Annotated in this window: 19 protein-coding genes and 1 tRNA gene; 13 read left to right on the top strand and 7 right to left on the bottom strand. The window is 71.8% G+C overall.

Annotation, left to right across the window (positions count from 1 at the left end; genetic code table 11):
* Positions 1-89 precede the first annotated feature (89 nt).
* The 4 genes from IPT68_RS15700 to IPT68_RS15685 form a co-directional block, all read right to left on the bottom strand.
* Complete coding sequence (locus tag IPT68_RS15700) at positions 90-923, bottom strand: S-methyl-5'-thioadenosine phosphorylase (protein WP_189701665.1); 834 nt, start codon at positions 921-923, stop codon at positions 90-92.
* A 141-nt stretch (positions 924-1,064) separates the two neighbouring features.
* The gene (locus IPT68_RS15695; RefSeq protein ID WP_189701664.1) at positions 1,065-1,376 is read right to left on the bottom strand and encodes an FmdB family zinc ribbon protein; all 312 of its coding nucleotides are present in this window, start codon (positions 1,374-1,376) and stop codon (positions 1,065-1,067) included.
* A gap of 67 nt (positions 1,377-1,443) precedes the next feature.
* Positions 1,444-2,718, bottom strand: a complete 1,275-nt coding sequence (locus IPT68_RS15690; RefSeq protein WP_189701663.1) for an MFS transporter — start codon at positions 2,716-2,718, stop codon at positions 1,444-1,446.
* A 248-nt stretch (positions 2,719-2,966) separates the two neighbouring features.
* The gene (locus IPT68_RS15685; protein WP_189701696.1) at positions 2,967-4,463 is read right to left on the bottom strand and encodes a potassium/proton antiporter; all 1,497 of its coding nucleotides are present in this window, start codon (positions 4,461-4,463) and stop codon (positions 2,967-2,969) included.
* A gap of 199 nt (positions 4,464-4,662) precedes the next feature.
* Here IPT68_RS15685 and IPT68_RS15680 point away from each other — a divergent pair, with 199 nt between their 5' ends.
* Entirely contained in the window at positions 4,663-7,467 is a 2,805-nt protein-coding gene (locus IPT68_RS15680; RefSeq protein WP_189701662.1) for a penicillin acylase family protein, read from the top strand.
* A gap of 59 nt (positions 7,468-7,526) precedes the next feature.
* On the opposite strand, the gene IPT68_RS15675 is transcribed toward IPT68_RS15680, so the two are convergent.
* Positions 7,527-8,162: a 5-formyltetrahydrofolate cyclo-ligase gene (locus IPT68_RS15675; RefSeq protein ID WP_189701695.1), complete on the bottom strand. Its 636-nt coding sequence runs from the start codon at positions 8,160-8,162 to the stop codon at positions 7,527-7,529.
* A gap of 94 nt (positions 8,163-8,256) precedes the next feature.
* Here IPT68_RS15675 and galU point away from each other — a divergent pair, with 94 nt between their 5' ends.
* The 7 genes from galU (at position 8,257) to IPT68_RS15640 (ending at position 13,862) form a co-directional block, all read left to right on the top strand.
* Positions 8,257-9,159, top strand: a complete 903-nt coding sequence (gene galU, locus IPT68_RS15670; RefSeq protein ID WP_189701661.1) for a UTP--glucose-1-phosphate uridylyltransferase GalU — start codon at positions 8,257-8,259, stop codon at positions 9,157-9,159.
* A gap of 4 nt (positions 9,160-9,163) precedes the next feature.
* Positions 9,164-10,486: a molybdotransferase-like divisome protein Glp gene (gene glp / locus IPT68_RS15665; RefSeq protein ID WP_189701660.1), complete on the top strand. Its 1,323-nt coding sequence runs from the start codon at positions 9,164-9,166 to the stop codon at positions 10,484-10,486.
* An 83-nt stretch (positions 10,487-10,569) separates the two neighbouring features.
* On the top strand, positions 10,570-11,082 hold the full coding sequence (gene moaC / locus IPT68_RS15660) for a cyclic pyranopterin monophosphate synthase MoaC (protein ID WP_189701659.1): 513 nt from the start codon (positions 10,570-10,572) through the stop codon (positions 11,080-11,082).
* Positions 11,079-11,615, top strand: coding sequence for a MogA/MoaB family molybdenum cofactor biosynthesis protein (locus tag IPT68_RS15655; RefSeq protein ID WP_189701658.1), 537 nt, complete (start codon positions 11,079-11,081; stop codon positions 11,613-11,615). Before moaC ends, IPT68_RS15655 begins: the two co-directional genes overlap by 4 nt.
* A gap of 26 nt (positions 11,616-11,641) precedes the next feature.
* On the top strand, positions 11,642-12,292 hold the full coding sequence (locus tag IPT68_RS15650; protein ID WP_228040487.1) for a GNAT family N-acetyltransferase: 651 nt from the start codon (positions 11,642-11,644) through the stop codon (positions 12,290-12,292).
* Positions 12,293-12,464: 172 nt separating this feature from the next.
* Positions 12,465-13,718, top strand: coding sequence for a divisome protein SepX/GlpR (sepX, locus tag IPT68_RS15645; RefSeq protein ID WP_189701657.1), 1,254 nt, complete (start codon positions 12,465-12,467; stop codon positions 13,716-13,718).
* A 70-nt stretch (positions 13,719-13,788) separates the two neighbouring features.
* A tRNA-Ala gene (locus IPT68_RS15640) sits at positions 13,789-13,862 on the top strand.
* An 80-nt stretch (positions 13,863-13,942) separates the two neighbouring features.
* Here the strand turns inward: IPT68_RS15640 and IPT68_RS15635 are convergent.
* Positions 13,943-14,419, bottom strand: coding sequence for a GNAT family N-acetyltransferase (locus tag IPT68_RS15635; RefSeq protein ID WP_189701656.1), 477 nt, complete (start codon positions 14,417-14,419; stop codon positions 13,943-13,945).
* Positions 14,420-14,487: 68 nt separating this feature from the next.
* Between IPT68_RS15635 and IPT68_RS15630 the strand changes: the two genes are divergently transcribed.
* On the top strand, positions 14,488-15,291 hold the full coding sequence (locus IPT68_RS15630) for an exodeoxyribonuclease III (RefSeq protein ID WP_189701655.1): 804 nt from the start codon (positions 14,488-14,490) through the stop codon (positions 15,289-15,291).
* A 43-nt stretch (positions 15,292-15,334) separates the two neighbouring features.
* Here IPT68_RS15630 and IPT68_RS15625 read toward each other — a convergent pair whose 3' ends face one another.
* Positions 15,335-15,979, bottom strand: coding sequence for a MerR family transcriptional regulator (locus IPT68_RS15625; protein WP_189701654.1), 645 nt, complete (start codon positions 15,977-15,979; stop codon positions 15,335-15,337).
* Between the two features lie 140 nt (positions 15,980-16,119).
* Here IPT68_RS15625 and IPT68_RS15620 point away from each other — a divergent pair, with 140 nt between their 5' ends.
* The 4 genes from IPT68_RS15620 to IPT68_RS15605 all read left to right on the top strand — a co-directional run bounded on the left by IPT68_RS15620 (position 16,120) and on the right by IPT68_RS15605 (position 19,714).
* Entirely contained in the window at positions 16,120-17,631 is a 1,512-nt protein-coding gene (locus IPT68_RS15620) for a flavin-containing monooxygenase (protein ID WP_189701653.1), read from the top strand.
* Complete coding sequence (locus IPT68_RS15615) at positions 17,628-18,554, top strand: alpha/beta fold hydrolase (protein ID WP_189701652.1); 927 nt, start codon at positions 17,628-17,630, stop codon at positions 18,552-18,554. The genes IPT68_RS15620 and IPT68_RS15615 overlap by 4 nt, the downstream gene beginning before the upstream one ends.
* Positions 18,551-19,435, top strand: a complete 885-nt coding sequence (locus IPT68_RS15610) for an SDR family oxidoreductase (protein WP_189701651.1) — start codon at positions 18,551-18,553, stop codon at positions 19,433-19,435. Before IPT68_RS15615 ends, IPT68_RS15610 begins: the two co-directional genes overlap by 4 nt.
* Before the next feature lie 81 nt (positions 19,436-19,516).
* Positions 19,517-19,714 (top strand): hypothetical protein, encoded by a 198-nt coding sequence (locus IPT68_RS15605; RefSeq protein ID WP_308438834.1) that lies wholly within the window; start codon positions 19,517-19,519, stop codon positions 19,712-19,714.
* The last annotated feature ends 2 nt before the right edge of the window (positions 19,715-19,716 follow it).

The raw sequence follows: 19,716 nt of genomic DNA, 5'->3' as shown, positions 1-19,716 counted from the left end.
GCACCCGTCCCCACACCTCGTCCCCGCATCTCATCACCACACTTCGCGCGCCCCTTCGCCCGCCCGCCCCTTCGCCCGCCGGCCCCTGGCTACGGCAACGCGAACCCCGGATTCATCCCGCCCAGCGCGTTCGCGCACAGGCAGTCCCGCTCCTCGGTCGCGGGCAGTGCCGCCACCGCGTCGAACAGCACGCCCCGCAGCCGTTCCATGTTCGCGGCGAACACCCGCAGCACCTCCTCGTGCGACACGCCCTCCCCGGTCTCGGCGCCCGCGTCCAGGTCGGTGACCAGGTTGAGGGAGGTGTAGCAGAGCTCCAGCTCCCGGGCGAGCGCCGCCTCGGGGTGGCCGGTCATGCCCACCACGGACCAGCCCAGCGCCTGGTGCCACAACGATTCGGCACGGGTCGAGAAGCGCGGCCCCTCGATCACGACGAGGGTTCCGCCGTCCACCGGCTCCCAGTTCCGCCCGCGGGCGGCCTTCAGGGCGGCCGACCGTCCGGTGGGGCAGTAGGGGTCGGCCAGCGACACGTGCACCACGTTCGGCACGGTGCCGTCGGGCAGCGGCAGCCCGTCGAAGTACGTCGCTACCCGGGACTTCGTGCGATCGACCAGCTGATCCGGGACGAGGAGCGTGCCCGGGCCGTACTCGGGGCGCAGTCCGCCCACCGCGCAGGGCCCGAGGACCTGGCGCACGCCGACTGACCGCAGCGCCCAGAGGTTGGCCCGGTAGTTGATCCGGTGCGGCGGGAGGTGGTGGCCGCGTCCGTGCCGGGGCAGGAACGCGACCCGCCGGCCGGCGACCTCGCCGAGGAAGAGGGAGTCGCTGGGCTGCCCGTACGGCGTGTCCACCTGGAGCTCGGTCACGTCGTCGAGAAACGAGTAGAAGCCTGAGCCGCCGATTACACCGATCTCTGCGTTCGCCATGACCAGCACAGTAGCCGCCGTCGCAGTGGCCGCAGGAGCCGGTGCGGAAAAGACCGAGGACCCCGCTGTCTCACGACGGCAGGGTCCCGACGACCGGTACCCGACCGGCTGCGCGCCGGCGGGGTGCGGTGAGTGCGTGTCTCAGGCGGCGGTGGTGCTGGACGACGTCCCGGTGCTCGACGCCTTCGAGTCCGAGGACGAGGACGAGGAGGAGGAGGACGAGGAGGAGGACGACGAGGTCGAGCTCGTGGACGCCGGCGAGCTGCTCGACGAGGAGCCGCGGCTGTCATTGCGGTAGAAACCGGAGCCCTTGAAGACAATGCCGACCGCGGAGAACACCTTCTTCAGGCGGCCCTGGCAGCTGGGGCACTCGGTCAGAGCGTCGTCGGTGAACTTCTGCACCGCCTCGAGGCCCTTGCCGCACTCGGTGCACTGGTACTGGTAGGTGGGCACTGTCTTCCTCCTGGCACTCTCACTCGATGAGTGCTAACGACGGTCCATAGTGACGTATTCCTCGGGATCAGTCCACTGCGACCGGCGCGCGGTGACCGACGCCACGTGCGACCGTCCGGCTCCGGGGCCGGACGGCCAGCCGCGACCTGAGCGCGACCAGGGTCGCCAGCGACAGCGCCGTGCCCCCGAGCGGAACCAGGAACCCGGCGCCGTCCCAGAGGCGGTCCTCCAGCTGTCCGGCGACCGTGACGGCAGCCGCCTGACCGAGGGCGACGGCGCCGGTCAGCCAGGTGAACGCCTCGGTGCGCGCCCCGGCGGGGACCAGGTTCTCGACCAGCGTGTAGCCGGTGATCAGGGTGGGCGCGATGCACATGCCGACGAGGAGCCCGAGCCCGGCGAGCAGCAGCACCGAGTGCGCGGCCCACAGGCCGGCCGCGGCCAGCGCGAGAGCGCCGTAGCCGACGACCAGGCGGCGCTGCGCGGCCGCCTTCCAGGCGATGGCGCCGCACGCGATGCCGGACAGCATGTTGCCCGCGGCGAAGGTCCCGTACAGGACGCCGTTGAGGCCCGGCTCGCCGATCGACTCGGTGAACGCGGCCAGCGAGACCTGCATGCCGCCGAAGACCGAACCGATGCCCAGGAACGCCACGGCCAGCACCCGCACCCCGGGGACGCTCAGCGCCGAGGCGTGCTCCACGCGCGCGTGCCCCCCGGTGGTGACCGCCGGCTGCGTGCTCTTCTGCGCGGCGAACAGCAGACCGCCGACCAGGGTCAGCGCCGCCTCGGTCACCAGGCCCGCCGCCGGGTCCACGGCGGTGCACAGGGCGGTGGCGAGCAACGGGCCGACGACGAAGGTCAGCTCGTCCGTGACGGACTCGAAGGCCGCGGCGGTGTTCATCAGGGGGGAGCCCTGCAGCCTGACGGCCCAGCGCGCGCGCACCATGGGGCCGATCTGCGGCACCGAGGCGCCCGTGGGGACGGCCGCCGCGAACAGTGCCCACAGGGGAGCGTCCGTCAGCGCCAGAGCCGTCAGGGTGAGGCCGGCGAGGGCGTGCACCAGGATGCCGGGGACGAGTACGGCCCGCTGCCCGAAGCGGTCCGCGAGACGGCCCGTCCAGGGCGCGAACAGCGCCATGGAGACGCCGGTGACGGCCGCGGCGGCGCCCGCGACGCCGTACGAGCCGGTGGTGTGCTGCACCAGCAGCACGATGGAGATCGTCAGCATCGCGAACGGCTGGCGTGCCGCGAAGCCGGGGAGCAGGAACGTCCAGGCGCCGCGCGTGCGCAGCAGCCGGCCGTATCCCGGGCGGGAGGTCTTCGACGAGGTGACCGTGGACGCCACGGCCCTTGCCTTTCTGCCGCCTGGTAGCGCGGCCCACTCGTGGTGGTCCGGGTGCCGAGAGCTGTCCTCTTGCGCGCACTGCGGTAGATACCGGGGCCCACTCGTCGAAGGGCGTCGCCGGCCGCCATACGGTCGCGCCAGCTCTGCGTCAGGCAGAGTTGGTTCGATCTGGGTGACGCCTGCAGCTTACAGGGGCGGGGTCCCGGCGAGCCTGTGAAAGGGAGCACGCTCGGAGCGCGGACCTGCGATTACGCCGATCCGCTCGTCCCCAGCCACCCGGCCAGCTTGCCGCCGCGGCCGACCGCCCGCAGCCGCCTCTCGGCCGCGTCCCGGACCGGGTCGGTGGCGACCACGAGCAGCTCGTCGCCCCGGCGCAGCACGGTCGTCGGCAGCGGCACGAACGACGTGCCCTCCCGGACCACGAGGGTCACCGCCGCCCCGGCCGGCAGCCGCAGCTCGTTGATCTCGACGCCGTGCATCCGCGACCCGGGCGGGATGCTGACGGACAGCAGATGCCCGCGCAGCTGCTCCAGGGGCGCCGACTCGATGCCCAGGTCGGCGGCCTCCGAGCCGTCGCCCAGGTGCAGGGTGCGGGCCAGCCAGGGCAGCGTCGGGCCCTGGACGAGGGTGTAGACGACGACCAGGACGAAGACGATGTTGAAGATGCCGCGGCTGCCGTCCACGCCGCTCACCATGGGAATCGTCGCCAGGATGATGGGCACGGCGCCGCGCAGCCCGGCCCAGGACATCAGCGTCTGCTCCTGCCACGGCACCCGGAACGGCAGCAGGCACAGCACGACGCTCACCGGGCGCGCCACCATGGTCAGCACCAGTCCGATGATCAGCGCGGGCACGATGTCGTCGCCCAGCTCGTGCGGGGTGACCAGCAGGCCGAGCAGGACGAACATGCCGATCTGGGCGATCCAGCCGAGCCCTTCGGCGAACCCGCGCGTGGCGGGCCAGTGCGGCAGGCGCGCGTTGCCCATCACCATCGCGGCGAGGTAGACGGCGAGGAAGCCGCTGCCGTGCGCCAGCGCGCCCGCGGCGTACGCGGCGACGGCGATCGCCATCACGGCGATCGGGTAGAGGCCGGAGGCGGGCAGGGCCACGTGCCGCAGTCCCCAGGAGCCCAGCCAGCCCACCGCGATGCCGAGCGCGGCTCCGATGGCGAGCTCCAGCAGTATCTGGCCGACCAGCACGTACCAGTGTTCGAACGGGCCGGCCGTGGAGAAGGAGACCACCAGGATCACCACGGGCGCGTCGTTGAAGCCGGACTCGGCCTCCAGCGTGCCCGTCACGCGCGGGGGCAGCGGGATCTTCCGCAGCACGGAGAAGACCGCCGCCGCGTCGGTGGAGGAGACGACCGCCCCGATGATGAGCGCCTGCCGCCACTCCAGCCCGACCAGGTAGTGCGCCGCCGACGCCGTGACCCCGACGCTCACCGCGACCCCGACCAGCGCCAGCGCGGTGGCGGCGGGCAGGGCGGGCTTGATCTCCTTCCACTTCGTGCCGAGACCGCCCTCGGCCAGGATCACGACCAGGGCGGCGTATCCGATGACCTGGGTCAGTTCGGCGTTGTCGAACTGGATGCCGCCGATCCCGTCCTGGCCCATGAGCATGCCGATGCCGAGGTAGACGAGCAGGCTGGGGAGCCCGCTGCGCGAGGAGATCCGTACCGCGGCCACGGCGACGAGCAGGACGAGCGAGCAGACGAGCAGGAGTTCGTTGAGGTCGTGGATACTCAGCGGCCGTTCCCTTTCCTGGTGCGCTTACTTCGTTACCTTACCTAACTCTTGACGATTCCTTGACGCTCGCCGGGGCAAGATCGAACGTCAGTCCGTGCTGGTTCCCCACTCCGCGTCAAGTCGCACCGGGCCCTGCGCCTATGGTTGCTCCAGCACTCCAGTACCGCCTGCCGCTCGCGTTAGGACAGCAAGGACAGCGATGCCCCCCAACACCACCGCCTCAACGGGTCAGCAGCCCGGCAAGTCCGGCAGGAAAAAGGGGCGCAAAGCCCGACTGATCGTGCTCGTGCTGGTGCTGGCCATCATCGGCGGCATCGCCTATGGCGCGTACTGGTCCATCAGCACGGTGCGCGCCTCCTTCCCGCAGACCAAGGGCTCGATCACGCTCGAGGGCCTCACCGCGCCCGTCGACGTGAAGCGGGACGGCTACGGCGTCCCGCAGATCTACGCCTCCTCCGACGAGGACCTGTTCATGGCGCAGGGCTACGTCCAGGCGCAGGACCGGTTCTACGAGATGGACGTCCGGCGGCACATGACATCCGGCCGCCTGTCGGAGATGTTCGGCAAGGGACAGATCGAGAACGACGAGTTCCTGCGCACGCTGGGCTGGCAGCGGACCGCGCAGAAGGAGTACGACACCGAGCTGTCCGCCGCGACGAAGAAGTACCTCCAGGCCTACGCCAAGGGAGTCAACGCCTACCTGGCGGGCAAGGACGCCGAGGACATCTCCCTGGAGTACGTGGCGCTCGGCTTCAGCAACGACTACAAGCCCGAGAAGTGGACCCCGGTCGACTCGGTGGCGTGGCTGAAGGCGATGGCGTGGGACCTGCGCGGCAACATGCAGGACGAGATCGACCGCGCCCTGATGACCAGCCGCCTCGGCCCGAAGCAGATCGCCGACCTGTACCCCCGCTACCCGTACGCCCGGAACCAGATCGTCGTCCAGCAGGGCCAGTACGACGACATCACCGGGACGTTCGGCGGTGAGGGCACGAGCGGCACCTCCACCGACGGCGCCTCTCCGGACGGCACCGGCGGCACCTCCACGGACGGCACGGGGGCGTCCACGGGCTCCTCGACGGACCCGTCGTCCTCCACCGAATCCTCCGCGCTCCAGAGCCAGCTCACGGGCCTCTACGACGAGCTGGAGGACCTGCCCGAGGCCGTCGGCGTGAACGGCAACGGCATCGGCTCCAACTCGTGGGTCGTGGGCGGCGCGCACACCATCACCGGCAAGCCGCTGCTCGCCAATGACCCCCACCTGTCGGCCTCGCTGCCCTCCGTCTGGTACCAGATGGGCCTGCACTGCCGCACGGTCTCCGACAAGTGCCAGTACGACGTCTCGGGCTACACCTTCGCGGGCATGCCCGGTGTGATAATCGGCCACAACCAGGACATTTCCTGGGGCATGACCAACTCCGGCGTCGACGTCACCGACCTGTACCTGGAGAAGCTCACCGGCGACGGCTACCTCTACGACGGCAAGGTCAAGCCGTTCACCACGTACGAGGAGACCATCAAGGTCGCCGGCGGCACGTCCAAGAAGATCGTGGTCCGGGAGACCAACAACGGCCCCCTGCTGTCCGACCGCGACGACTCGCTCGTCAAGGTCGGCAAGAAGGCCACCGTCGACACCGCCGCCCCCGACCGCGGCGACGGCTACGGCATCGCCCTGCGCTGGACCGCGCTGGAGCCCGGCACCACCATGGAGGCCGTCTTCGCGATGAACAAGGCGGCCGACTGGGACGACTTCCGCGCCGCGGCGGCCCTGTTCGACGTGCCCTCGCAGAACCTCGTCTACGCCGACACCGAGAACCACATCGGCTACACGCTGCCCGGAAAGATCCCCACGCGCGCCAAGGGCCACGACGGCTCCGTCCCGGCGCCGGGCTGGGATTCCGACTACCGCTGGACCGGTTACGTCGAGCAGGACGAGCTGCCCTACGAGTACGACCCGCAGCGCGGCTACATCGTCACCGCCAACCAGGCCGTCGTCGGCAAGGACTACCCGTACGCGCTGACCACGGACTGGGGCTACGGCGCCCGCAGCCAGCGGATCGCCGACCTGATCGAGTCGAAGATCAAGGGCGACGGCAAGATCTCCACCGAGGACATGCGGCAGATGCAGATGGACAGCAGCAGCGAGATCGCCAAGCTGCTCGTCCCGCAGCTGCTGAAGATCGACGTCGACGACAAGGACGTGCGCGACGCGCAGAAGCTCCTGGAGGGCTGGGACTACACCCAGGACGCCGACTCGGCGGCGGCGGCCTACTTCAACTCGGTCTGGCGCAACGTCCTCAAGCTCGCCTTCGGCAACAAGCTGCCCAAGGAGCTGCGCGTCAAGGGCCAGTGCCTGTGGGTCGAGCCGGTCGACACCACCGGCCCGGTGGACGACGACCGGCGGGTGCGCGAGTGCGGCGAGCGTGACGCCGACCAGGCCCAGCCGGACGGCGGCGACCGCTGGTTCGAGGTCGTGCGCACCCTGATGGACCACGAGAACAGCGACTGGTGGACGACCGGCAAGTCGGGCACCCGACCCGCCGCCGACAGCCGCGACGAGCTGCTCGAGCGCGCCATGATCGACGCGCGCTGGGAGCTGACCGCCAAGCTCGGCAAGGACATCGACACCTGGAGCTGGGGCCGGCTGCACCGCCTGTTCCTGAAGAACCAGACCCTCGGCACCAATGGTCCCGGCTTCCTCCAGTACGCGCTCAACCGTGGCCCGTGGGAGCTCGGCGGTGGCGAGGCGACGGTCAACGCGACCGGCTGGAACGCCGCCGGCGGCTACGGCGTCGTCTGGGTGCCGTCGATGCGGATGGTGGTCAACCTCGAAGACTTCGACAAGTCGAAGTGGATCAACCTCAGCGGCGCCTCCGGGCACGCCTACAGTTCCCACTACACCGACCAGACCTCCAAGTGGGCCAAGGGCGAGCTGCTGGACTGGCCGTTCGGCAAGGAGTCGGTGGACGAGAGCACGAGCGACACCCTCGTGCTGAAGCCGTGACCCGCTGACGGCGACCGGATCGCAGGGGCCCTCCACGCGCGCGTGGAGGGCCCTTGCGTTCACCTCCCCGGTTCCTGGGGCCGGCGGAACCGGCGCACGCCCGACGGGGTCACCACGGCGTGCACCGGCCGGTCGTGCGGCTCCGCGGGCACGCGCGCGACGACCTCCGCGTCGTACAGCAGCACCACCAGCGCGGGACGGGCACCGGCGCGCTCCAGACGCGCCAGCACGCGGTCGTAGGACCCTCCGCCGCGCCCCAGCCGCATCCCGCGCGCGTCGACCGCCAGGCCCGGCAGCAGCACGGCGTCGGCGCCGGTCACCGCGTCCGGGCCGAGCCGCTCGCCGGCGGGTTCCAAGAGGGCCGTCCGGCCCCCGTGTTGCACCTGCACGAGGGAGTCCGCCCCGGCGTACACGCCCCAGTCGAGGTCGTTGTCCGGCAGGAGCGCCGGAAGCAGGACCCGCACCCCCCGCGCGCGCAGCGCGTCCAGCAGCGCGAGCGTGCCGGGCTCGCTGCCCACGGAGACGTACGCCGCCACCGTGCGCGCGTGCGTCAGTTCACCGAGTTCGAGCGCGTGTTCGGTCAGTGCGGCCCCGGCCGCCTCCACGTCATCTTCGGGCAACCTGTTCCTCATCGCGAGGAGTTCTCGGCGCAATGTGCGCTTGTCAGGCTCGTCCGTGCGTCCGAGGTGACCCATCCGTCGCTCCCGTACCGTGATCAAAGTGCTCATATGAGCATGAACTAACCGGAGCAGCGGATTCCCCGCAAAGGCACCGGATATGGTTGCGGACATGACTCAGGCGCAACCACGGATCAGCAAGGCTGTCATTCCCGCAGCAGGCCTCGGCACCCGGTTCCTGCCGGCCACCAAGGCCACTCCCAAGGAGATGCTGCCGGTCGTGGACAAGCCCGCGATCCAGTACGTGGTCGAGGAGGCCGTCTCGGCCGGTCTCGACGACGTCCTCATGATCACGGGCCGCAACAAGCGCCCCCTCGAGGACCACTTCGACCGCAACTACGAGCTCGAGTCGGCTCTGGAGAAGAAGGGCGACGCCGAGCGGCTCGCCAAGGTCCAGGAGTCGAGCGACCTCGCGACCATGCACTACGTGCGCCAGGGCGACCCCAGGGGACTGGGCCACGCCGTGCTGTGCGCGGCCCCCCACGTCGGCGACGAGCCCTTCGCGGTCCTCCTCGGCGACGACCTCATCGACCCGCGCGACCCGCTTTTGAAGCGCATGATCGAGGTCCAGGAGCAGCACGGCGGCAGCGTGATCGCGCTCATGGAGGTGGCGCCCGAGCAGATCCACCTCTACGGCTGCGCCGCCGTCGAGGCCACCGAGGACGGCGACGTGGTCAAGGTGAGCGACCTGGTCGAGAAGCCGGAGGCGGCCGACGCCCCGTCCAACTACGCCATCATCGGCCGCTACGTCCTCGACCCGCGCATCTTCGACATACTGCGCAAGACCGAGCCCGGCCGCGGCGGCGAGATCCAGATCACCGACGCCCTGCAGCAGCTCGCCGCCGACGAGAAGGCCGGCGGCCCCGTGCACGGTGTCGTCTTCAAGGGCCGCCGTTATGACACCGGCGACCGTGGCGACTACCTGCGTGCCATTGTCAGACTCGCGTGCGAACGTGAAGACCTGGGCCCGGAGTTCCGGACCTGGCTTCGCAGTTACGTCACCGAGGAGATGTAGCCACTTGAGCACCGCCGCGCCCCGCGCCACCGGCCAGGACCACCTGTGGTCGGTGGACGAACACCTGGAGGACATCCTCGAGACCGTCCGCCCTCTCGAACCCATCGAGCTGCAACTGCTCGACGCCCAGGGCTGCGTCCTGGTCGACGACGTCATGGTGCCGGTGTCCCTGCCGCCCTTCGACAACAGCTCCATGGACGGGTACGCGGTGCGGGTCGCGGACGTCGCGGGCGCGAGTGAGGAGTTCCCGGCGGTCCTGGAGGTCGTCGGGGACGTCGCGGCGGGCCAGGCCGAGCCGCTGAGCGTGGGGCCCGGCCAGGCGGCCCGCATCATGACCGGCGCCCCGTTGCCGCCCGGCGCCGAGACGGTGGTCCCCGTGGAGTGGACCGACGGCGGCCTCGGCGAGGGCCCGGTCACCGGGATGCGGGCCCGCAGCCTGGGCCCCGAGGGTGCCTCGGGCCAGGTGCGCGTGCACCGGCCGGCCGAGGCACGCGCGCACGTGCGCGCCAGGGGCAGCGACGTCAAGGCCGGTGCCCGCGCCCTCGAGGCCGGCACCGTCCTCGGCCCGCCGCAGATCGCGCTGCTCGCCGCGATCGGCCGCGGCACGGTCCGCGTGCGCCCGCGCCCGCGGGTGGTGGTGCTGTCCACCGGCAGCGAACTGGTCCAGCCCGGCGAGGAACTGGGCAGCGGCCAGATCTTCGACTCCAACAGCTTCGCCCTCACCGCGGCCGCCCGCGACGCCGGTGCCATCGCCTACCGGGTGGGCGCGGTCGCCGACGACGCCGAGACCCTGCGCACCACCATCGAGGACCAGCTCGTGCGCGCCGACCTGATGGTCACCACGGGCGGTGTGAGCGTCGGGGCGTACGACGTCGTCAAGGAGGCCCTGTCGCACGTGGGCGACGAGGACGAGCCGGGCAGCGGCATCGAGTTCCGCCGGCTCGCCATGCAGCCCGGCAAGCCCCAGGGGTTCGGCTCCATCGGCCCCGACCACACCCCTCTGCTGGCCCTGCCCGGCAACCCGGTGTCGTCGTACGTCTCCTTCGAACTGTTCGTCCGTCCCGCGATCCGCACCCTCATGGGTCTCGCGGACGTGCACCGCCCCCGGACCCGGGCGACCCTGACGACGAAGGAGCCGCTGACCTCCCCCAAGGGACGCAGGCAGTTCCTGCGCGGCGCGTACGCCGACGGACGGGTGACGCCGGTCGGCGGGGCCGGGTCCCACCTCGTCGCCGCCCTCGCGCACGCCGACGCGCTGATCGTCGTCCCCGAGGACACGGAGTCCGTCGAACCCGGCGCCGAGGTCGAGGTGGTCCTGCTCGGCTGAGGTCCCCGGGTTGGGGGTACCGTGTCGCGCACAACAGGCCCGTGCGCCGCACCGCGACGGGCCCGGACCGGGAGCGCCACACCATGACCGTGCCTTCCCGGGGGCAGACCCCCGGACCCCTTGCGCAGGACCGACTGACGCACCTCGACGACGCGGGCGCCGCCCGCATGGTCGACGTGTCCGGCAAGGAGGTCACCGCCCGCACCGCCCGCGCGAGCGGACGCGTCCTGGTCTCGCCCCGCGTGATCGAGCTGCTGCGCGGCGCGGGGGTCCCCAAGGGCGACGCCCTCGCCACGGCGCGGATCGCGGGGATCATGGGCGCCAAACGGACGCCGGACCTGATCCCGCTGTGCCACCCGTTGTCGGTCTCGGGTGTGACACTGGATCTGTCGGTCGCGGACGACGCCGTGGAGATCGTGGCCACCGTGAAGACGACGGACCGCACGGGCGTCGAGATGGAGGCGCTCACCGCGGTCTCCGTCGCCGCGCTCACCGTGATCGACATGGTCAAGGCGGTCGACAAGGGAGCAGTCATCACGGACGTGCGGGTGGAGGAGAAGACGGGCGGCAAGTCGGGCGACTGGAGCCGGGCATGACTCTCGACGCGGCGCTCGGCGGCGCGCTGCTCGCGCCGTACAGCGCGCTGGTGATCACCGCCTCGAACCGGGCGGCGGCCGGGGTCTACGAGGACAGGGGCGGCCCGCTGGTCGTGGACGGCCTGAAGGGCTTCGGGTTCGCCGTCGACGGGCCGCAGGTCGTGCCGGACGGGGAGCCCGTCCAGGCCGCGCTGCGGGCGGGCGTGGAGGCCGGGTACGACGTGATCGTCACCACCGGCGGCACCGGCGTCTCACCCACCGACCGCACTCCCGAGGCCACCCGCGCGGTGCTCGACCGCGAGGTGCCCGGCATCGCGGAGGCCATCCGCGCGTACGGCCGGGACAAGGTGCCCACCGCCGTGCTCTCACGGGGTCTGGCCGGAGTGGCGGGCGGCAGTCTGATCGTCAACCTGCCCGGCTCGACCGGCGGCGTACGCGACGGACTGGCCGTGCTGGAACCCCTGCTGATCCACGCCGTCGACCAGATCCGCGGCGGTGACCATCCCAGACCGGGCCGTGGGGGTGCGAGCTGAACAGCGCATTCTGGCCCGTCGAACTGGTGGAGGGCGAGGTCGTCCTCCGGCCGATAAAGCTGCGTGACCAGCGGGCCTGGCGTGAGGTGAACCGCCGCAACCGCGACTGGCTGCGCCCCTGGGAGGCGACGATCCCGCCGCCCGCGCCCGGCGGTCCGATCGCGCACCGGCCGACGTACCGCCAGATGGTCCGCCATCTGCGGTCCGAGGCGAACGCGGGCCGGATGCTGCCGTTCGTCATCGAGTACCAGGGGCGCCTGGTGGGGCAGTTGACCGTCGCCGGGATCACCTGGGGCTCGATGTGCTCGGGCCACGTCGGCTACTGGGTGGACGAGGCGGTGGCCGGCCGGGGCGTGATGCCGACGGCCGTGGCCCTGGCCGCCGACCACTGTTTCCGGACCGTCGGCCTCCACCGCATCGAGGTCTGCATTCGCCCCGAGAACGGGCCCAGCCGCCGCGTGGTGGAGAAACTCGGATTCCGCGAGGAGGGCCTCAGGCCCCGTTATCTGCACATCGACGGCGCCTGGCGCGATCATCTCGTCTTCGCGCTCACGGCGGAGGAAGTCCCCGAGGGGCTGATGGCCCGCTGGCGCAGAACGCGGGAACGGAGCGCTCCGGGGAACGCGCAGGACATGCCGCAGAACGGCCGGGGAATCCCGCGCAACCTCAAGAATTGAATAAGTGTTCGAAATTGACCGGATCGTGACCGATCGGGGGCGCTGAATTCGCGGGCGCGTCAGCCTGCTGATCGCATCGGTCGCAAAAAAAGCTCGAAATATCAGCCAGATCGTGCGACACACCGGCTCAATTGGCAGATGGCCTCACGCAAACCCCTCTACCGTGTGAGGCGTGAGCAGCAGCGGCCTCATCTACGCAGTCATTGTCGGGGCCTGGGCCGCCTACTTGGTGCCGATGTGGCTCCGTAGGCAGGACGAGCTGAACGAGGCCCGTCCGACGGAACGCTTCAGCACAGCCATCCGGTTGTTGTCCGGACGGGCGGGCATGGAGCGCCGGTACGCCAAGGACCTGCAGGCGCGCTCCGCCGACGAGGGGGAGCCCGGCCACGAGGACCCGGACGCCGTCACCGACTCGGTGGACGTCCGGGCCTTCGCCGTGTCTCCGACACGTCCCCGGGCGGACGGCGTCATGGCGGCGGCCTCGGGAGCCGGGCCGGCGTCCGAGGCCCGCGTGCCGGGCGCCGCGTCCGCCCGGGACGACGCGCCCACGCCCGCGCCCTCGCGCAAGCCGGTCCCCCCGGCCCGTCGCGCCCCCGACGCGGAGGCGGCCGCAGCGCGCGCCCGGCGCTCGAAGGTGCTCGCGCGCCGGAGGCGCACCACGATCATGCTCTTCCTCGCCTTCACGCTCGGCGCGATCGTCGCCGCCGTCGGCGGGCTCGCGTTCCTCTGGGCGCCCGGGGTGCCCGCGGTGCTGCTCAGCGGGTACATCGTGTATCTGCGGGCGCAGGAGCGCCGCCGGTTCGCCTACCAGATGGACCGGCGCCGGGCCGAGGCGGCGGCGCTGCGGCTGCGGGAGCGGGCGCGGCAGCCGCGCCGGCACGCGGTGGCCGAGGCGACGGCCGACGAACCGGAGGAAGGACCCGAGCCGGAGACCGACCCCGGGCTGGCGGCGCTGGCCGCGGACCGGCGCGCGCTGGTGGAGCAGACCGATCACGCCGAGTGGGTCGATCAGCAGCGGGAGCGGCAGCGGCGGCCCGGACGAGGCGAGAGCTGGGAGCCCGTGCCGGTGCCGCTGCCGACCTATGTGACGGCGCCGGTCGCGCCGCGGGCGACGCCGGACGTCGATCTCGGCGCGCTGGACGCCTGGAGCTCGGCCCGGTCGGGTCCGGTGGCCCCGGAGCAGGAGGCGGTCGCCGTCGCGCACGAGCAGGTCTCCGGCGCGCCCGCCGTGCCCTCGTCCGAGGCGCAGGCGGGGGAGAGCGGTGGGACGCGGGAGACGGACGGCGCGGCGGACAGGGCGGACGGCGAGGGGCGCGGGGACGCGCGGCGCCGGGCGGCTTCGGCGCGGCGGGCGCGCGAGCGCGGGCGTACGCCGCTGTTCGACCAGTACGAGGACGGGGACCGGCCGCGGGCGGCCAACGAGTAGCCGCCCCGGTCCCGGCGGGAACGGATTTCCAAGCACGCCGATCGGGGTGCTAAAGTTTCACTCGTTGCAAGGGCCTGTGGCGCAGTCCGGTAGCGCACCTCGTTCGCATCGAGGGGGCCAGGGGTTCAAATCCCCTCAGGTCCACGCAGCATAGAGCCCCGCCGGGATTCCGGCGGGGCTCTGTGGCGTTCGGGGCCAGGTGACTGGCCCTCAAGTGGCTCCCGTCACAGGGCCTTCGCGTAGCAGCGGCTGGCCTCGTGGAAGCGGTAGTAGCCGAACTTGGCGCAGGGCTCGTAGCCGCTGGACGTGTAGAGCGCGATGGCCTCCGGCTGCTCGGTGCCGGTTTCCAGGACCATGCGGACGCGGCCGGCGGCGCGGGCGTCGTCCTCCAGGGCGGTGAGCATGCGCCGGGCGAGGCCGCGGCCGCGCAGCTCCCTGATCACGTACATCCGCTTGAGTTCCGCGTCGCCGTCCTCGTTGCCCTCGTCGTTCTTGTCCTGGCTGCGCCAGCCGCCGGTGGCGACGGGTCGGTCGGACTCGTCGTAGGCGATCAGGTACACGCCGTTCGGCGGGCGGAAGTCCGACGGGTCGAGGACGGTGGCGTCGCCGCCGTCGCCGTAGCGCTCGTGGTACTCGGCCTGGACCTCGTCGTTGAGCTTCACGGCGTCGGGGTGGTCGAAGGGGACGCGGCGCAAATCCATGCCGAGGATCGTACACCTGTGCGAAGTTGGAATCCTGACTCCGTCCAGTGTGCCGGTAGGGTGCCCCGGTGCTCACTGTGACCTCTGTGAATGTGAACGGGCTGCGGGCCGCCGCGAAGAAGGGCTTCGTGGAGTGGCTCGCCGGGACGCAAGCCGATGTGCTTTGCCTGCAGGAGGTGCGCGCCGAGCCGCAGCAGCTGCCCGAGCACGTGCGGGCGCCGGAGGGCTGGCACGTGGTGCACGCGCCCGCGAACGCCAAGGGGCGTGCGGGCGTCTCCCTCTACACCCGGCGTGAGCCGGACGCGGTCCGGGTCGGGTTCGGGTCCGCCGAGTTCGACGGCGGCGGGCGGTACGTCGAGGCCGACCTGCCCGGTGTGACGGTCGCCTCCCTCTATCTCCCGTCCGGCGAGGTCGGCACCGAGCGGCAGGAGGAGAAGGCCCGCTTCATGGGAGAGTTCCTCGCCCACCTCAAGGGGCTGCGGGAGCGGGCCGCCGCCGACGGGCGCGAGGTGGTGGTCTGCGGCGACTGGAACATCGCCCATCAGCAGGCCGACCTGAAGAACTGGCGCGGCAACACCAAGAACTCCGGCTTCCTGCCGGAGGAGCGGGAGTGGCTGACGACTGTGTTCGACCCGCAGGCGGGCGGCTACGTCGACGTCGTGCGCGCCCTGCACCCGGACGTCGAGGGGCCGTACACCTGGTGGTCGTACCGGGGGCGGGCCTTCGACAACGACAGCGGATGGCGCATCGACTACCAGGTCGCCACTCCCGGGCTCGCGGAGCGGGCGGTCAAGGCGTACGTGGAGCGCGCCGCCACCCATGGCGAGCGGTGGTCGGACCACGCGCCGGTGACGGTGGTCTACGACCGCTGAGGCCCCGCACCCACGGCCCGTGAGTCACCCCCGGCCCGACACGCTAAGGCGTCGCGCGCATCCTGCGGTCCAGGGCCAGGGACAGTTCCGCCTCCACCACGCTGCGGGCGAGGGGGCGCAGGCGGGGCAGGTCCTGCTCCGTGGCGTGGCGCAGGACCAGGTCGGCGAAGAGGCCGGCGAGGGCGTCGGCGTGCGAGCGGACCTCCTTGCCCGCCCGGAGCACCTCCGCGAGCGGGATGCCCTCCCGCACCAGCGCCGACGACACGTCGAGCAGCCGGCGGCTGATGTGGACTATCTCGTCGCCGTCGGTGCCGAGGTAGCCCAGTTCCATGGCGGCCGCCAGGTTCTCCGGGGTGACCTCGCCCTCGAAGCGGGCGGCGAGCTCCTCGGGGGTGAGGCGGACCGGTTCCTCCTCGGTCGGGGTGTCGGCGCCGATCAGGTCGGCGACGTCCCGGCCGTGGTCGAAGGCCTCGGCCAGTTCCGCGATGCCGTTCAGGGTGTGGCCGCGCTCCAGCAGGGCGCTGATGGTGCGCAGCCGAGCCAGATGGTGGTCGTCGTACCAGGCGATCCGGCCCTCGCGGCGAGGTGGCGGGAGCAGCTTGCGTTCGCGGTAGAAGCGCAGGGTGCGCACTGTGATGCCGGCCAGCCGGGCCAGTTCCTCCATGCGGTACTCACGCTTCTCCGTCACGTCCGCACCTTAAGTCGTACCGCCGGTAACTTTCCTCGTGCCGACCCCTACCCCTCAGTACGCCGCTCCTCTAGTCTCCCGATTGCGCCAGTGTTCACTGGCGTGGTCGTGGAGTCGCGAACGGCATGGAGGGCGTCGGTATGGCCGAGCACGAGCATGTACGGGTGGCGGTGGTCGGGTCGGGATTCGGTGGGCTCGGGGCGGCCGTGCGGCTGCGCCGCGAGGGGATCACCGACTTCGTCGTCCTGGAACGGGCCGGCAGTGTCGGCGGCACCTGGCGGGACAACAGTTACCCGGGGTGCGCGTGCGACGTACCGTCCCATCTCTACTCGTTCTCCTTCGCGCCCAACCCCGACTGGCCGCGCACCTTTTCCGGCCAGGAGCACATCCGCGCCTACCTGGAGCGCGTCACGGACGTCTTCCGGCTGCGCCCGCACATCCGCTTCGACTCGGAGGTGAAGCGGATGACCTGGGACGCCGCCGAGCTGAGGTGGGAGCTCGAGACCGCCTCCGGCACGCTCACCGCCGACCTCGTCGTCTCCGCCACCGGGCCGCTGTCCGACCCGAGGATCCCCGACATCCCGGGGCTCGACACCTTCCCCGGCAAGGTGTTCCACTCGGCCCGCTGGGACCACGACTACGACCTGCGCGGCCAGCGGGTCGCCATGGTCGGCACGGGCGCGTCCGCCATCCAGATCGTGCCCGCCGTCCAGCCCGAGGTCGCCCGGCTGACCCTCTTCCAGCGCACCCCGCCCTGGGTGATGCCCCGCGTCGACCGCGCCATCGGCGGCGCCGAACGCCGGCTGCACCGCGCGCTGCCGCTGACGACCCGGCTGCGCCGCGGACTGCTCTGGGGCATCCGGGAGTTGCAGGTCCAGGCCTTCACCAAGCACCCGGGCGAGCTGGGTTTCGTCGAGCAGCTGGCCAAGCGCAACATGGCCCGCGCCATCAAGGACCCGGCCCTGCGCGCCAAGCTCACCCCCGACTACCGCATCGGCTGCAAGCGGATCCTGCTGTCGAGCGAGTACTACCCGGCGCTCGCCCGGCCCAACGTGGAGGTGGTCGCGAGCGGGCTCGGCGAGATCCGCGGCTCCACGCTCGTCGCCGCCGACGGCACCGAGGCCGAGGTCGACGCGATCATCTTCGGCACCGGCTTCCACGTCACGGACATGCCGATCGCCGAGCGGGTCGTCGGGGCGGACGGCCGGACGCTCGCGGAGGTCTGGAAGGGCGGCATGGAGGCCCTGCGCGGCGCCAGTGCCGCCGGGTTCCCGAACTTCATGACGGTCATCGGGCCGAACACCGGCCTCGGCAACTCCTCCATGATCCTGATGATCGAGTCCCAGCTGAACTACCTGGCCGACTACGTCCGGCAGCTGGAGGTGCTCGGCGGGCGGGTCGCCCTCGACGCGCGGCCCTCCGCCGTCCGCGCCTGGAACGACAAGGTGCAGCAGCGGATGAGGCGCACGGTGTGGAACACCGGTGGCTGCACCAGCTGGTACCTGGACGCCAGCGGACGCAACTCGACCATCTGGCCCGGCACGACGGGGGAGTTCCGGCGCGCCACGCGGCGGGTGGACCTCACCGAGTACGAGGTGCTGCGCCCGTCCGCCGCACCGGCCGCCGCGGAGGCCGAGGAGGCCGGCGTATGAGCCGCCCGCGGCACGTCGCCTCAGGCCCCTACGCCCCGCCCGTCCCCGCCCGCGAACTGACCGTCACCTCCGCCGACGGCGCCCGCCTGCACGTCGAGGTGCACGGCCCCGACCGCGCGCCCGCCGTCGTCCTGGTCCACGGCTGGACCTGCTCCACCGCCTTCTGGGCCGCGCAGATCCGCGCCCTGGCCGCCGACCACCGTGTCATCGCCTACGACCAGCGCGGCCACGGACGCAGCCCGGCGAGCCGCCTGTGCAGTACGCAGACCCTCGCCGACGACCTGGACGCCGTCCTCGCCGCCACGCTCGCGCCCGCGGAGCGGGCGGTGATCGCCGGACACTCCATGGGCGGCATGACGGTGATGGCGGCGGCCGGACGGGAACGGTTCCGCGCGCACGCGGCGGCCGTCCTGCTGTGCAGCACGGGCAGTTCACGGCTGGTCGCCGAGTCGACCGTCGTGCCGCTGCGCGCCGGAACGCTGCGGACGTGGCTGACTCGGCACGTCCTCGGCTCCCGCGCGCCCCTCGGGCCGGTCACGCCCCTGGCGCGCAGGATCCTCAAGTACGCCACCATGGGCGCCGGTTCCGCCCCGCACATGGTGGAGGCGTGCGCGCGGATCGTGCACGCCTGCCCGCGCACCGTGCGGCACACCTGGTCGCAGGTGCTGCACCTGCTCGACCTCGACCACGGCGTACGGCAGTTGGACGTGCCCACGGCGGTCCTCGTCGGCACGCACGACCGGCTCACGCCCCCGGTGCACGCCCGAGCCCTGGTCGCTGCGCTGCCGCGGTGCGTCGGGATCAGCGAGCTGCCCGGGCTCGGACACATGACACCGGTGGAGGCTCCCGAGCAGGTCACCGGGAAGATACGCGAACTCGTCACCACGTACGCGCCGGAGGAACCGGTCAAGGAGGGCGCATGAGCAGGGTCAGCCTGGAGGGACAGGTCGCGGTCGTCACCGGGGCCGCGCGGGGCGTCGGGGAGTTGCTCGCCCGCAAGCTGTCGGCGCGCGGCGTGAAGGTGGCGCTGGTCGGCCTGGAGCCGGACGAGCTCAAGCAGGTCTCGCAGCGGCTGCACAGCGAGAGCGAGCACTGGTACGCCGACGTCACCGACCACGCGGCCATGACGAAGGTGGCTCAGGAGGTCAAGGCGCGCTTCGGCAAGGTCGACATCGTCGTCGCCAACGCGGGCGTCGCGGCCGGCGGGCCCTTCGCGGACTCCGACGCGGAGGCCTGGCGGCGGGTCATCGAGGTCAACCTCATCGGATCCGCGGTGACCGCCCGTGCCTTCCTGCCGGTGCTCACCGAGAGCCGGGGCTATCTGCTCCAGGTCGCCTCCCTCGCCGCGATCACGCCGGCGCCGATGATGACCGCGTACTGCGCGTCCAAGTCGGGCGTGGAGGCGTACGCGCACAGCCTGCGCGCCGAGGTCGGCCACCAGGGCGTCAAGGTGGGCGTCGCGTACCTGTCCTGGACCGACACCGACATGGTGCGCGGGGCCGACCAGGACGACGTCATGCGGGAGTTGAGGCAGCGGCTGCCGTGGCCGGCCAACAAGACGTACCCGCTGGGGCCGGCCGTGGACCGGATCGTGGCCGGGATCGAGCGTCGGTCGAGCCACGTCTACGGGCAGTGGTGGCTGCGCGGAATGCAGGGCGTGCGCGGCTATGTCCCCGCGCTCATCGGGGCCGTGGGGCAACGCGAGATGCGGCGGTTCGCGCCCCGGTTGCAAGGGATGCGGACGGGCCTGGTGGGCGCGGGCGGCGCGGCCGACGAACAGGCCCGTGCTACGCAGCGTAGTTGATCGACATGCGCAGCGTGTTCGTGCGTGCAAATCTGGTCGAGGCCCCATCCCTTACCCACAACGGGAGTGAATCTCATGGGCATGAAGGACCAGTTCCAGGACAAGGCCGAGCAGCTGCGCCAGCAGGCCAAGGAGCGCATCGGTCAGGAGCGGGACGAGCGGCGCGAGCGCCCCTCCGACCCCATGCGCGAGCCGCGTGAGCGTGGCCGCCGCGACCAGGAGTCCGACCGGGAGCGGCAGGAGGCCGAGGACCGGTTCGCCGAGGACTACGACGCCTGACC

This window comes from Streptomyces chromofuscus (genome assembly GCF_015160875.1).
Lineage (GTDB): Bacteria > Actinomycetota > Actinomycetes > Streptomycetales > Streptomycetaceae > Streptomyces > Streptomyces chromofuscus.
This window is presented reverse-complemented; position numbering and strand designations above follow the sequence as displayed.